The 13,916-nt window shown below is 50.1% G+C and carries 10 protein-coding genes; 4 read left to right on the forward strand and 6 right to left on the reverse strand.

From position 1 onward, the window contains the following. Positions 1-32: 32 nt before the first annotated feature. The 5 genes from RSX24_RS05690 to RSX24_RS05710 form a co-directional block, all read right to left on the reverse strand. Positions 33-452 carry a contact-dependent growth inhibition system immunity protein gene (locus tag RSX24_RS05690; RefSeq protein WP_343259929.1) on the reverse strand — a complete coding sequence of 140 codons (420 nt, stop codon included), beginning with the start codon at positions 450-452 and terminating at the stop codon, positions 33-35. A 459-nt stretch (positions 453-911) separates the two neighbouring features. Further along, positions 912-2,099 (reverse strand): glycoside hydrolase family 88 protein, encoded by a 1,188-nt coding sequence (locus RSX24_RS05695; protein WP_343259930.1) that lies wholly within the window; start codon positions 2,097-2,099, stop codon positions 912-914. A gap of 67 nt (positions 2,100-2,166) precedes the next feature. Continuing rightward, positions 2,167-2,967 (reverse strand): polysaccharide deacetylase family protein, encoded by an 801-nt coding sequence (locus tag RSX24_RS05700; protein WP_343259931.1) that lies wholly within the window; start codon positions 2,965-2,967, stop codon positions 2,167-2,169. Positions 2,968-2,978: 11 nt separating this feature from the next. After that, on the reverse strand, positions 2,979-4,121 hold the full coding sequence (locus RSX24_RS05705; protein ID WP_343259932.1) for a serine hydrolase domain-containing protein: 1,143 nt from the start codon (positions 4,119-4,121) through the stop codon (positions 2,979-2,981). Positions 4,122-4,147: 26 nt separating this feature from the next. Further along, positions 4,148-6,121 (reverse strand): beta-galactosidase trimerization domain-containing protein, encoded by a 1,974-nt coding sequence (locus tag RSX24_RS05710; RefSeq protein WP_343259933.1) that lies wholly within the window; start codon positions 6,119-6,121, stop codon positions 4,148-4,150. Between the two features lie 158 nt (positions 6,122-6,279). On the opposite strand from RSX24_RS05710, the gene RSX24_RS05715 reads away from it, so the two are divergent. After that, a complete protein-coding gene (locus RSX24_RS05715) occupies positions 6,280-7,149 on the forward strand; it encodes a helix-turn-helix transcriptional regulator (RefSeq protein WP_343259934.1) in 870 nt (289 codons plus the stop codon). 91 nt (positions 7,150-7,240) lie between these two features. Here RSX24_RS05715 and RSX24_RS05720 read toward each other — a convergent pair whose 3' ends face one another. Next, positions 7,241-8,101: a helix-turn-helix domain-containing protein gene (locus RSX24_RS05720; protein ID WP_343259935.1), complete on the reverse strand. Its 861-nt coding sequence runs from the start codon at positions 8,099-8,101 to the stop codon at positions 7,241-7,243. Between the two features lie 76 nt (positions 8,102-8,177). On the opposite strand from RSX24_RS05720, the gene RSX24_RS05725 reads away from it, so the two are divergent. From RSX24_RS05725 to RSX24_RS05735, 3 genes are all read left to right on the forward strand, one after another. Further along, on the forward strand, positions 8,178-8,834 hold the full coding sequence (locus RSX24_RS05725; RefSeq protein ID WP_343259936.1) for a hypothetical protein: 657 nt from the start codon (positions 8,178-8,180) through the stop codon (positions 8,832-8,834). A gap of 30 nt (positions 8,835-8,864) precedes the next feature. Then, a complete protein-coding gene (locus RSX24_RS05730) occupies positions 8,865-12,857 on the forward strand; it encodes a glycoside hydrolase family 2 TIM barrel-domain containing protein (RefSeq protein ID WP_343259937.1) in 3,993 nt (1,330 codons plus the stop codon). 78 nt (positions 12,858-12,935) lie between these two features. Then, on the forward strand, positions 12,936-13,901 hold the full coding sequence (locus tag RSX24_RS05735) for an alginate lyase family protein (RefSeq protein ID WP_343259938.1): 966 nt from the start codon (positions 12,936-12,938) through the stop codon (positions 13,899-13,901). Positions 13,902-13,916 lie beyond the last annotated feature (15 nt).

A 13,916-nucleotide genomic window follows, 5' to 3' on the forward strand; every position in this document is an offset into this window, starting at 1 on the left:
CTGTGTTTTTCGCATTTAGGGTATCCCCTCTTCTAAGCGGAAAATCCGGTGATAAACCTATGCTTCCGATGCAGCTTTCTTTCAGAAAGCTTTTTGGCGAACCGCTTCGCTTCTTCATATGTTCGGATCACTTCATCTAATTCGTTCTTCAGTTCTCTATGTTCTTCCCAATATCTTTGTCCTACCTTAAGTACCGAACAAAATAAATTTCCCATATACAGATCCCCTGAACTCAATGGGTTCTCCATTAATTTCTCTAAGGCTAAAGGTAAAAGAAAATCCAGACTCATTTGTTGCCCGATCGAAAGCCTTAAATCTTCATTATTCCATTCACAGAGAGGTTTCTTTCTTAATTCATATCCTTGGAGAACCAACCGAGAAGCAAAATTCGGTTCGTTCCACTTTTCGCCTTCTAACTCTTCAAGAGTTTTGGTTAAATCCACTTGCTGCATGGTTTCACCCGCTTAAATAAATGGTTTCCAGTATGTCATATAACGTTTCAGTATCCACGACGCCCCAATTTCATCACGATCGTTGAGTTGACTAATACATTTTTAGTAATATGTATCTCTTAAATCTTTCATTTAGTATAACAGTAATTATCGCTATCGATTTCTGAAGGGATGTTGTTACTATATGATTCCATGGTCTGATTGAATGATTCTTTGATTTGTGCAGAAATAGGACAAGATTGGACTGACAATATCTGCTGTAACCAATTCTACCACTCCTTAGGCATTATGATCTCTATATTATAAAAGAGTACGGGACAATGTCCTCTGCCACGGCTCATATCATAGAACCATGTTTGACGGAGGATCATTATCCCGAAGCGTCAGTACGTTGTTTTTTCCAAGTCTCTTATCCATATCTCCAACGCCTTATATAACGCTTGCTATGGTATTACAGTGTTATTTCCCGCTGCGCTCATACCAATAACCAGGAATACCATGCGCAAGACGCATTAACGCTTCCAGGTAGAAATAATCGCCCCAGATCATATAATCATCAGGGGATAAGCCGCCATGGACATGGTATGAGCCATGCTTAAGAAAGCCTTCCGCTTCATCGTCACCGATCGTGGCATAGTTATTAATTAGCGATTCCATGCTTGTTGCCAGCATCTGCTCGAAATATAGACGATCTGGATCAGCCGCAGCCAAATGGGAGATGAGCTCCGCCAGTCCGGCAGCAACGATCGCTGAGGCTGAACTGTCCCGGTAAGTATCCTCAGCTATAGGAGCATTGAAGTCCCAATAAGCAACACTGTCCTCGGGCAAATGCTCAAGGAAGTAGCGGGCCATACGCTTGGAAGTCTCCAGAAATGCCTTATTTCCAGTATAACGATAGGATAGCGCGAACCCATATACTCCCCAAGCTTGCCCTCGCGTCCAGGTCGAACCATTGTTGTAGCCTTGATGTGTCGCGCCGCCGATGGGAACCCCCGTCTTCGCATCCAAGAAAAACGTATGATACGAACTATCATCACCTCTTACGATATAACGCCGTGTTTTCTCTGCTTGGATCTGTGCTATTTCACCATACGCTGGATCACCCGTCTGTTCACTTGCCCAGTACAATAACGGCAGATTAAGCAGGCAATCGATAATAATCCTCCCCGCTTCTTGCTCGTTATCTGGTGCTCCCCACGCTTGAATATAACCGCTGCCATCACTCGTAGTCCGCCAACGTTTCATTAATACATCAGCTGCAGCAAGTGCCAGCTCCCGAGCGCCTTCATCGCCAGTTACAATCCACTGGGCTTTGGCCGATAAGCTGTACAGAAATCCGATATCGTGGTGATCCAGGGAGACATGCTGCTCGAGCCGCTGACGAAAACTTGCTACGGCCCCTTCTGCTGCCTTTCGGTAGCGTTCATCGTTTGAATATTCATAGCACAACCACAATATCCCCGGCCAGAATCCATCTGTCCAGTCGTCGTTAGCATTCAACATATAGGTTCCATTCAGACTGACATGGGGAAACCGGGTCCCAAACTTATCCATATTGTTTAGCGTTTTCGATAGAGTGTCCTCAATGGCTTGTATATAAAGTTTTTTCTCTTCCGAGTCCGTTGTTTGCATTCCCTCGGTAGACATCGCACTTCAGTCCTCTCTTCATCTATTAGGAGAAATGATCCAGAGAATGACAGCAAACAAGGGATCATCAACCGAGCTCGGTCAATTCGCCTGCCGCAAGCTCTACGACGTCAGTTTCCATGCTTACCCATACACTTTGTGCAGATGGATTATGGACGATCCGGTAATCTGCCGAGAATCGGAGCTGCCGCAATGCATGCATATACGAAACGATTTCAGCATTCGTAGCAAACCAAATATTTTCGTTTCCGGCAACGAGTTCTCCAAACCGATCGATCAGCTCCCAGTTGTTGTCGTTCTCAAATTCATAGCTGTGCCCCCACACATACAGCAAAGCCATCTTGGTATGCCTCTGCTTTAAAGCAAGTAACTGCTGCGCGTACTCCACCATTTGCCGATAATGGCAGGTCGGATGCCATCTCAGGAAATCTGAAGGCATATTGAACCCGAACTCGTTTGCTGCTGTCCGGGCATACTCTATCCCTAGCGAAGGCAGCAGCGAGACAAGCTGGTCGTTATATGTACCAAAAGGATAGCTCATCCCACGCACAGGATAACCAACCAGAGCCTCCAGTCCCTTTCGATCCTCCGTGATTTCCTGAACCATTTGTTCGACCGGCGACTGTTCGAGAAAAGGATGGCTGACGGTATGGGCAGATACTTCATGCCCTGTGAACAGGGGACGTATCTCGTCCCGTGTAAGAAATCCCTCTTTTCCGAGCGTACCGCTGTTTAGGTGAAACGTGCCTTTGAGACCATATTCATTAAACTTCTCGACCAGTCTCCTGTCATGAATCTGACCATCATCAAAACTCAGAGTGATGGCCTTATGCAGGCCACCCGGAAAGCGATCATATCGAATTCTCATGCCAATTCCTCCTAACGATGGTTCAAGCAAGCGTATACGAGATTTCTCAAACGTGGATGCACATAGGGCTCTTGATTGTTCAACATATGCTGCGCATACATGACGGTCAGCTGAGAAGACGGGTCCATGATCGCCAGAGCACCGGCTGCGCCGCTCCAGCCGAATTCACCAAGTGGACTGAGCGACCCGCTGGTCTGCTTGGAACAATGGGTGCGAACACCGAGCCCGTAACCATACCCCGCAAGCTGCGACCACGTGAAATGACTGCGAGTGGCCTCCGTCAGATGATCTGTTCTCATGAGATTCACCGTGTCGGCTGCGAGGATTCGAACGCCTTTGGGGCTTGTTCCTTGATGGGTAAGTGCATTCAGAAAGACGGCGTAGTCATCCACCGTAGAGAATAACCCGGCACCGCCGCTCTCATATTCCGTACCGATCCGGTAATCGTTCCCCTCCTTGTGAATAGGTTTACCTAAAGACTCGCTATATTCATACTGTGGAGCTAAACGGCTCCGTTTCTCTTCCGATACATCGAAGCCGGTATCACACATCCCGAGTGGGCCGGTAATTTCATCCCGAACATAGGCGCCGAACCGTCTTCCATCGACAACTTCGACCACAGCGGCAAGAACATCATGGCTTAAACTGTAGCTCCACCTCGCCCCCGGTTCGAACAACAGCGGTTCTTCGGCGATGGCCGCCGCTACTTCGCGGGTTGGTGCTCTTCCGCTTGTGCGTCTTACGACTTCCAGGATTGAAGGGGAACGGATATCATAAGAGAGCCCGGCCGACATGGTAAAGAGATCCCGTACCCGGATCGCTCTCTGGGCTTTCTCCAATACCATTTCACCGCTCGGCAAGGTCACCTTCACCGCCATCTCGGTATATTCGGGAAGATAATCCGACAACGGGTCATTTAACAGGAGTGCTCCCTTTTCTACCAGCTGAAGGGCTGCCGTACAGGTCAGAATTTTGGTCAGTGAATACAGCCGAATGATGTGCCTGTCGTGGATGGGAATACGTTGTTCCAAGTCAGCATAACCGCTGCGGTAGCGGAAGACCTCTTGATTGCGGTGCAAAACCAAAACCTCCGCCCATGGAATACGCCAATCCGTCAAGCGGTCGATAAATATGGATAGCGGTTTGAAGTCCATCGCTTTGCTTCCTTCCTGTCTCAATATCACTCGTAATCGATAACCACCATCTGATGGCATTCCAGCTTCGGAACGGTGTAGCTAACCGAACCCTTCTCCCACTTAAAGGGAATGGACTGCACTTGCGGTGCCAAATACACATCCTTCACTTGATGGGGAGTCCGGATGGACACCTCAACATCATATAGGGGGATGATATCCTCAATCACTTCGATCTGTTTGCCACGGCGAACAGGGGACGCATACAGCAGATGATGAACCAGCCTTTTCTCTTGCTTTTGCTTCTGCAGGGTGGTCACCCCCTGGGCAGGTAGATCGGTGTTCAGCGTTTTATTAGGCATGAGGCGGTTCAGCGCATACAGGATCGTCTCCTTCAGGATCAGACTTCCTTGGTTCGCATAATCCTCGAACACGTTCCAGGCCAGATAGATGCCGCTGCCGCTCTCTACCATGCCCGGTCCGCCATAGACATCGCTGCTTGGCGTGTGCTGGTGCGAACAGAAGGTAAAGACATCGCGGTTGAAATACGGGTCTTTCCTGCTTCCAAGCTCCGTTCCGCCGGCAAGTTCAAGCTTCTGGCCTTCCGTATACATGACAAAGGAAGCTTCCCCCAGGCTCGCAGGCTTGAACAACGGATGAAAAAAGTCCGGACGGTATGGATTCACTCCCACATATCTCACTCCGAAATCAATGGCGAAGGACGTGCCCTCCTGATCCAGACCCGACCAGCCTGTGGCAAGAACCTTACCTCCCTGCTGCAAAAACAAATCCAGCTTACCCTTCAGCTCGTCATTCACCGCCACATAATCCGGTAAAATCAGCACCTGATAATTCGAAAAATCATGTTCCGTATCAATCACATCAAATAGGATATTGCCCTCCAGCAGCATGCGTACAGCCCCTGCATCCGAATCGTTCCGACTTGCCTCTTCTTGGGCTTTAGGGTGCACGCCCGCTGCTTCCAAGGACAACAACGCTACATCCGCAACGTTCACGGCATTCACGCACCAAGCTTCCTTTCTTTCGACTTCACGGTAGGCCGTACCGATCAATTCATAGGTTGCCGGATCCATGCGGCCGTCAGGCTGAAGCTGATCCCCAATCGAACATTTTGCGCCATTGGAAAGACTGAGAGCGGTTTCATAGCGAAGTGCGTTTGGATGTTTATATCCGCCGAATTCTCCCCACGCCGTATGAAATTTGCCGGTCATGCCAAGAAATTCGAATCCGAGCGTTTGTACGTACCTGGCCGATAGAGGAAAATGGTCATACCCCCATCCGCCGGTAGGCAGCGACTCCAGTTCCAAATGGGTATTCATTGCAGCCAGGTCACGACGACCGCGCTTGATATGCCCACCGTTATGGAAAATGGGCAGACCTGGTTTGATCGATTCCACCGTCTCCTTCACCCTGGCTGTGTAATTGGCATATGTGCTCTCCCAGAGGCTCTTCATCGCTTCCTCGTTGCGGGGGTCATCCCCCTTATGCCTTATGGTATCCACACAGTTATGACAGTAACATTTGCGTATACCCACAATATCGAGAAACAATCCGTCTACATCATATCGGAGCAACACTTCCCTAATCTGTTCGATCAGGATATCGAGATAAGGAGAGTTCATGCAAAATTGATGATAGCCTGGCTGCATGAAGCCTTCGGCCCAATTCGTTCGATCATTCTTGTCACGGATCAGCCACTCGGGATGACGCCGGGCTAGCTTTTCATCCAAACCGGCCGAAAGGTACACTGGTGTTTTTACGTTGATTTCATGGGCTGCCTCAATCTGTGCCGCAAGCAAATCGAAGCTTAACCCCGGATGAATCTCATTAGCCTCCGAAGGATGATACGCCCAGCCATGATGGCACTTGGAGAACACCGTAATCGAGTCGACATGCCCAAGCTTCAACATGTCCTGAAACTGCCTTTTGTCAAAGCGGTCCCCAATGGGGACAATGGCTTCCGAGGTGTGAAAATCCAGATGGACTTGACGGAATCGCATGATTTCGCTTCCTTTCTCGTTCATATACCCCTAATATATTCTTTCCAGCATTGAACGAATAGGTGTAAAGACGACTTTTTATAGCACAATTTCGACCATTCGCAGTTCAGTCCATGATACAATAGGTGCACCAAGAAGTAATGGAAAGGGCTGGCCTTATGAATTGTCTTGAGCTAACCATCCCCCCACTTCCGCAATTAGTAACGATCGGTCACTCCATCTGGAACCCGGGGCAGCAGCACCTGAGTCGTTCGTTTAACTTGTATGACATGCTGTTTGTGATGAAAGGTACCTTGTACATGACCGAAGATGATATGCCATTCGAAATCACAGCAGGTTCCTTGCTTGTGCTTGAGCCGAACCGTCTGCATGTCGGGCATCGCCCTTGCGAGGAAGAAACTGAAATATATTGGCTCCACTTGGCCCACCCTGAGCCTGTCCGAACGATGGACAGCGGACAAATTCCATGGTCGACTCCCTTCACGAAAGGCTCCAACCTGGATGTCACTCCGCACCGGCAGGTCATGTACATTCCCAAATTCACAAGCCTCCACACACCAAGCATTCTTCCCTTCCTGCAGCGAATGATGGAGCTTCACCAAAGCTTGTCGCCCGCAACCTCCTTGCCGCTGCAGGGTCAGCTCGCTGGCTTGTTGACCGAACTGCAGTCGGCTATGCGCCTGCAGTATGCTCCACGTTCGAGAATACTGTGCGATCAAACGATAAGCTATCTCGAAGAGCATATCACCCGTCCCTTTGATGCGAAGCATATGGAAGAAACGCTTCATTTCCATGTGGACTATCTCTCCCGCTGCCTGAAGAAATACACGGGACTGAGTCCACTTCAATACCTGCACGAGCTGCAGATGAGTAAAGCTAAATCTCTTTTGGAAAATACGAGCCTTCCCGTATCCGAGATCGGTGTGCTGATCGGGATCGAGAATGCCAATTATTTTATTCGCTTATTCCGAAAAAAGCTGGGAATGACACCCGGTCAATATCGCAGCACCCGCTTGGGCCGCACATGACAAAAACAGCAGGAACGTAATCGTTCCTGCTGTTTTCTTATGAGTTCCTATTGTTTTGTTATCAGTTTCTGTTGTTTTCTCATCAAAACGTTTAGGTGTATTTGTCCCGGTATTCCGTGGGCGTACACAGGTAAATCTTCTTGAACTGGCGGGCGTAATAATTCTGGTCCCGGAATCCGCTCTCCTGAGCCACTTGCAAAATAGACAGGTTAGGATTACGCAGCAACGTACAGGAATAGTCCAGCCTCCGCCGGATCACATAGTCCATGGGCGTCGTTTGGAAGTTCCTTGCGAATTCGCGAAGAAACTGCCTTTTGGACAAATAAGCCCTTTCCGCGAGCATATCCAGATTGAGAGGCTCCTGAAAGTGTTCCTCCAAGTACGTAATGGACTCGGCGATTCGCAGCGCCTTATTCTGAGGCCACCCGTTGTTCGCCACATAATAGCGGGAGAGCACACCCATGAGTGCCGTAAAGTAGGAGCGGATCAGCATTCGGTAACCTTCTGGCCGCTGATCATGCTCACTCAGAATGACATCAAGCAGACCGGTGACCTGCCGCAGCTGTTCATCATTCAGAGTAAGCATCCCTTTGAAGTTCATTTCCTTCCGGTAGAACGGCTCGAAATAAAATAATGCCTGGAAGCCAGCCATCAGCTTCAGTTCCTGCAGCTGAGTCATCTGGTCAGGATGAAACATGACGTTGACGTACTCGATATGATCCACGTCTTTATAGCCGTGAGACACATTGCCATGGATGAAGAACACCTGCCCGGCAGAGATCGGATACTCCCTTCCTTCGATAATGTGAGTTGCGGTACCTCCAAGAATGACAACGAGCTCGGAATAGTCATGCTGGTGGACATCAAAGTCATGAGTTAGAGGGCACTTCTCGATGCGAAAAATAAAATCCGGTTCAAGCCCCAGGTCCAGATAATGGCTTTTTCTATTCATGTCGCTATTATGCTAAAGAAGGTCATTATCGTCAAGGAATTATGAAGCCAATTACAGTAACATGGGGATAACCGACATGAAACTGAGGTGGCTTATGTACCGCTATCATTTCCGTTCACAGTGCCGCGAGAATTCGAATCTTAAACAATTGTTCAGCGAAGCTTTACCCGTACTTCAAACCCGGATGAAGGAACTCGGCGCCCGTCAACTTAGTCTGTTCCATTTCGGAACACAGCTGTTTCTTTATTATGAAAGTCCAGCCCAGTCGGTTGACCCTCATGAACTCTTCGCTCACTGCGAACACGCTTTGGAAATCTGGCCCGGAACGAGCAGTGCTAGAAGGTGGGTACCGATGATCGATATTTTCCACTATCACAAGCCAGTCAGCGAGCAGCAATGGTCAAGACAAAACGCTTCGGCCCGGCCTTATGCCAGAATCGCCCATCTCAAGCCGGATCAAGTCGCCAGTTATGTTTTTTACCATTACCAGTATCAGGAGGAGAAGCCGGGGGATGGCGATAAGTACGGGATAATTGCCCTGCATGAAAATCTGATGTTCTTCTACTCGGAAGATCCGGCAACCATCGAGAAGCCGTCCTATTCAGGGAAGCTCTCCACATCCCATACGCCATCCGACTGGGCGGGAACGATGGAGCCCCACTTTATACCCTGGGATTTGTCCGATGGGAGCTCCCGGATCTGGCTGGAAATTCCGCTCGTGATCCGGGCATAACGAATGTCAAACGAAAGGAGCATTCTTATCATGCGAACTGAATACTGCTTAAACGGTGAATGGAATTTTATGCCCTTGTACAAGCGGGACACTGGCTTCGGCCTTCCTGCAGAGCTGGTTTACGAAGAGCAGAAGGTTCAAGTACCCTCCAGCTGGAGAAGCTCCTACGAAAGGCCTCCGGGAAAGAACTTCGGGATCATTCCTGAGTACGAATATGCGCCATATGATGTATTTCAATATCCGAAGGAGTGGGCGCAAGCCGAAGCGGGAGTTCTTCACCGGTCATTCCGGGTGCCTCTATCCATGAAAGAACCAGGGACACGCATCTTCCTCCGTATGGACGGGATCATGCAAAAGGCTGCCGTGTATCTCGATCATCATCTCGTAGCCATGTGGGAGGATGGTTACCTGCCTCTTCTCGTGGAGATTACCGAACTGGTCAGAAAGGATACGGAGCACAAACTTCATGTAGTCTGCGGCAGCTTTGACAAGGTCGAGATTCCTTCTGGTCAACAAAAAATCACGGGCCTTGCAGGCTCGTGGTTCGGTTCGATTGCCAGAGGGATATGGCAGGACGTATATCTGGAAAGTCGGCCCGAGATTTCGCTTGCGGATGTAACAATCCGAACGTCGGTACGGGAGAATCGGCTGGACGTAGATGCTGCGGTAATCCATCCCTTGGCTTCCTCCTTGAAGACATCCCACAAGGCTATTCTTCATGTGAGCGAAAACGGTGATTCGGCGTCCTCCCCCATTCTTCAGGCTGAAGCTGATGTGTTAGCCGTGAGCGGCCAAGGGGATTCAAGCCGGCTCACGTTCCGACTGGATTGGGAGGACGCCAAGTACTGGAATCCGGAGCAGCCTTTCTTGTACAGCTTGGAGCTTTTGCTTCTGGACGGTGAGCGGGTTATCGACCGGGTGGAACAGCCATTCGGCTTCCGTGAGATCTGGACCGAGGGTTCGCAGTTTATCCTTAACGGTACGCCCATAAACTTGCGCGGTGACTCCTGGCATTTCCAGGGTGCCATTCAACAAACACAGGAGTACGTACGCACCTGGTATGGCATGTGCAAGGAGGCCGGAGTGAACTGTGTTCGTCTGCATGCCGCGCCTCATCCGACCTATTATCTGGATATCGCCGATGAGATGGGCATGCTGATTGTGGATGAAACAGCCATCTACGGTTCGAGCAAATCGATGCCTGCGGATCATCCCGCTTATATCGCGAACTGCACAGCCCATGTCCGCAGACTGGTAGAGCGGGACCGCAATCATCCATCCATTATCCTGTGGAGCTTGCAGAACGAGATGCGCTGGGTGGACGGCCGCGATATATTCAAGCAGCATATGCCTTCCATGATGAACCTCATTCGCGAGTTAGATCCTACCCGCCCGATCATTGCAGAAGGCGATAACCGTCTCCTCCCCCAAGAACTCACGGAGGTGGAGAGCAGGCACTATAACATAGACGGCACCATCGACGCGTGGGATCGGAAGAAGCCTCTCGTGTTCGGCGAGCATGGCGGCTGGTGGTATGTCTGCCCCCAGAACAGCAGCATGTACGTAGGCTTGGCTGCGTATCGAAACACGGATGAATGTATCCGAGGTCTTGCCGAGAAGGAGCGGCTGTTCGTGGAGTATGCGAGGCGGCAAGGCGTTTCGGGAATCTCCACCTTCAACTTCGCCCATTATTTCATGCGGGCCATGCCGGAACGCGATATTGTGCTTCCTCCATCCGTTCCAGATACGCCGGGGCCGAAACCAAAAGTCATTCCGAAATACGCGCTAACGCTGAATAACGGTCTTCTTCCGAAGGAATATCCGCTTTATATGAAGAACCCGTCCTTCCCGATCATGGAAGCCTCTTTCAAGCCCGCTACCATGATACCGGCAGAATACAATCGTTCCTTTTTCGATGATGAGCCGATTTCCAGAAGCTTCGATGTTTATAACGATACGTTCCATTCAAGTAAGACTCGGATTGAATTCGAAGTACGCCAGGAGGACAGACTCCTTCACCAGGAGCTCTTCCTGTTCAACCAAGAACCGGCAAATCATGAAATCATAACCGTATCCTGGAAGCCTGAGCCTGTTAAGGATGTAACCGATATACACGTTCATGCCGTAATGTTTCACGATGACAAGCTCGTTCATGAGCTGGATTTGCAGTACAAACTGTATCCCTCACATTATAAAACAACCCCTGTCTCTATAGATCGACCTGTGGCCTTCATAGGTCGGGACGAAGACTTCGATCGAATAAACGTCCTTGTCCCGGAATGCAGACGAATCCGGCTTGAACAGCTTGGCGAGCTTTCACCCAACCACCTCGTCGTTGCAGGCAGCGGGCTGGAGGATGAGGACGGTCAACTGGAGATGGCGCTCCAAAATTATGTACGAAGGGGCGGGCGTCTTCTGCTGTTGGAGCAGCTCCATCTGTCTCTGGGTCATTTGACAATTTCGCGGCAGGATTTCATCCGCGCCCACGCGGGCAGCTATACCCATCCCATCCTTCAAGGCTTGGACGATGATGATTTGATGTATTGGGACGAAAGGATACGCGAGGATGGTCCCCCTCCTATCATCCACGCCGCTTTCGAGAAACCGATCAAGGGCAACTTCAATATGATCTTGGAATGCAGCGCAGGGGATTTTGGAGATGGCGGGGATCTGTGGTCACCTCTTCTGGAATACCGGAACGGCAGCGGCCTCTTCATCGCTAATCAATTGCAGCTCATGGAGCATTTCGACAGCGTTCCTGCGGCCTGCTGCTTGCTGCGCAACATGCTCGCTTATGCAGGAAACGTCGAAACGATATCGATTCGAACGGGTGCATGGGTTGATTCGGGAGGAACAGCAGAGCATTTCCTGCGGTCCCTTGGCCTTTCCTTCGACGTGCTCAAGAATATCACGAGCAGCCTTCTTGCAACATATCAACTGCTTGTTGTGGAGCCAAACCTCCTGTTGGGTACGGATTCCGTAGCCCGGTTAAATGAATATGTTCGGCATGGCGGTCAACTCGTCATCCTTCCCGCTGCTCCAGGTCATGAAGCCGCCCTGTCTGCTCTATTGAAGCGCCCTGTCTCGATCCTGAAGCATGAAACGTACCACTTGCAGGCGAATTACGATAGGCCTGTGGTCCAAGGATTAAGTCCGGTTGACCTGTTCGGTTTCGACAAGGTTTTTCTCTCGCCCAGAGAAGTTGTTAATCGTCCCTTGGCCTCTTACAGTCTGGATACGACCGATGCAGCGGTACTATGCGCAAGCGTAGAAGGGACAGCGTGGAAGGATTATTTTGTGCATGGGCATACGTCGGAATACAGCAGGCTGGCATTGGTGGAGTTAAACCGGGATCATCAGTATCCTGCCGGGAGTTTCGTACTGCAAGTGGAACAGGAACAAGGATGTATCATTTTATCTCAACTGCTCCTTGAACCGGATTCCGCCAAATCCATACGCTTATATAGCCGACTTTTGGCCAATCTGGGGGCCGCCATAGACGACGGTCTTCTTCACAGCTCCAAAACAGACGCGCACTGGTCTGTTGAAAAGGCCATGGCACTGCCTTGCAAGCCGTGGATCAATTACGAGGAAATGAAGGCCTATTATACGGATCCGGAATTCTCGCTGAACAATCTGGGCGAGGGGCTCTACGGCTGGATGCTCAAGAAAGAGCGAAGCTCTTCAGACGGTGCCTTTCTTATCCAGGATCCTGGGGATGAGCGCTGGTTCCTGAGCTGTTTCGTTCATGTATTGGACCCTTCATGCAATCCAGTCGATGGTATCCTTCGAGGTAAGCTTCAAGTCAACACGAAATCCGAATATGAGATTTATCTAAACGGGAGTCACGTTCCCGATCCAGAGAGACATATCGAGCTGCGTGCCGGTATTAATCGTCTGATCGCCATCGTGCAAGGATCCGGGGAGAACATCCGGTTTGGTATGGTATTTAGGAACGCAGCCGGTTCATATATGAGGCATCTTCAATATCGTCTGACCTTGGATGATGTGGAGCCCAAGTAAGTTTACTTTTCCGTATCTGTTACTGCGACAAGGATATTAATGAATCATTCCATTTCAAAAGAGGTGGGCTGCATGCATATGAATCATCCGACTGCACTTGAAGTTCTTCTTGATCAAGCAAACGAGAGTCTATCTGCGAACAGCCATGCGATTGCCACTTGGGGGATTCCCGGATTTTACCAGGATACTGAGGGGCACACGCTCGCGAAGCGGCGAATGGAAAAGGACGCCCAGACGGCCTATACGACTGCACTGGCCTACCGGCTGTCAGGAACAGCTGCTTATGCAAGCAAAGCGAAGGAAATCATCATGGGGTGGGCAGTGGTCAATCGGGAGATTACAGGTGCGGATGGACCGTTGGTATCTGCCTATTTGGGCGTTGGACTCATTCTGGCCGCGAATGAAATCAAAGAATACGTGGAGTGGGGCAAAGAGGAACGGGATATGTTCACCCAATGGATGACCCGGGTGTGTCTGCCGGAGTGGGATCAAATCCCTCTCCGCAACAACTGGTGGAGCTGGAGTCTGTATGCCCAGCTAGCGCTGTATCGTTTTATGGAGGATAAGCTTCATTTGGCAGAAGAGGTGACCGCTCTCAAAGAACATCTCGACCACTCCCTCTCCATCGAAGGATTCATTCCGGAAGAAGCGTCCAGAGGCAAGCATTCCCTGTGGTATCATTATTTCGCTCTCGCTCCGGTAACGGCCGCCGCCAAGCTCGTCCTGGACACGACGGGAGAGGATTTGTTCCGCTGGGTCTCACCGGGCGGCAAAAGCCTCCAGTATGCCGTCGAACAATTCTTCTATTATGTCAACGGGCATCTAAAGGAATGGCCATATGACGATAATCCGATCTTCCCGGCACAGCTATCTGGCAGCACATGGCCCCTTGATCTGGTTGAGGCGATGGCGAACATCTACAAGAATCCGGACTTTGAACGTTTTGTCGCCCCTTACCGTCCGATCACAGGCAATATTAATATCAACAGCGGCCTTTATCATGCTTATGCCTGGATCTATCCCGAGCTGCAATTTCAACGTTAGCTCTAAGAAAGAAGC

Source organism: Paenibacillus hubeiensis, from assembly GCF_032334105.1.
Classification (GTDB): domain Bacteria; phylum Bacillota; class Bacilli; order Paenibacillales; family Paenibacillaceae; genus Paenibacillus; species Paenibacillus hubeiensis.

Coding starts and splice junctions, on each gene's coding strand:
- RSX24_RS05725 (WP_343259936.1), top strand. CDS start 8,178: ATGAAACTGAGGTGGCTTATGTACCGCTATCATTTCCGTTCACAGTGC.
- RSX24_RS05720 (WP_343259935.1), bottom strand. CDS start 8,101: ATGAATAGAAAAAGCCATTATCTGGACCTGGGGCTTGAACCGGATTTT.
- RSX24_RS05710 (WP_343259933.1), bottom strand. CDS start 6,121: ATGCGATTCCGTCAAGTCCATCTGGATTTTCACACCTCGGAAGCCATT.
- RSX24_RS05690 (WP_343259929.1), bottom strand. CDS start 452: ATGCAGCAAGTGGATTTAACCAAAACTCTTGAAGAGTTAGAAGGCGAA.
- RSX24_RS05700 (WP_343259931.1), bottom strand. CDS start 2,967: ATGAGAATTCGATATGATCGCTTTCCGGGTGGCCTGCATAAGGCCATC.
- RSX24_RS05715 (WP_343259934.1), top strand. CDS start 6,280: ATGAATTGTCTTGAGCTAACCATCCCCCCACTTCCGCAATTAGTAACG.
- RSX24_RS05730 (WP_343259937.1), top strand. CDS start 8,865: ATGCGAACTGAATACTGCTTAAACGGTGAATGGAATTTTATGCCCTTG.
- RSX24_RS05735 (WP_343259938.1), top strand. CDS start 12,936: ATGAATCATCCGACTGCACTTGAAGTTCTTCTTGATCAAGCAAACGAG.
- RSX24_RS05705 (WP_343259932.1), bottom strand. CDS start 4,121: ATGGACTTCAAACCGCTATCCATATTTATCGACCGCTTGACGGATTGG.
- RSX24_RS05695 (WP_343259930.1), bottom strand. CDS start 2,099: ATGTCTACCGAGGGAATGCAAACAACGGACTCGGAAGAGAAAAAACTT.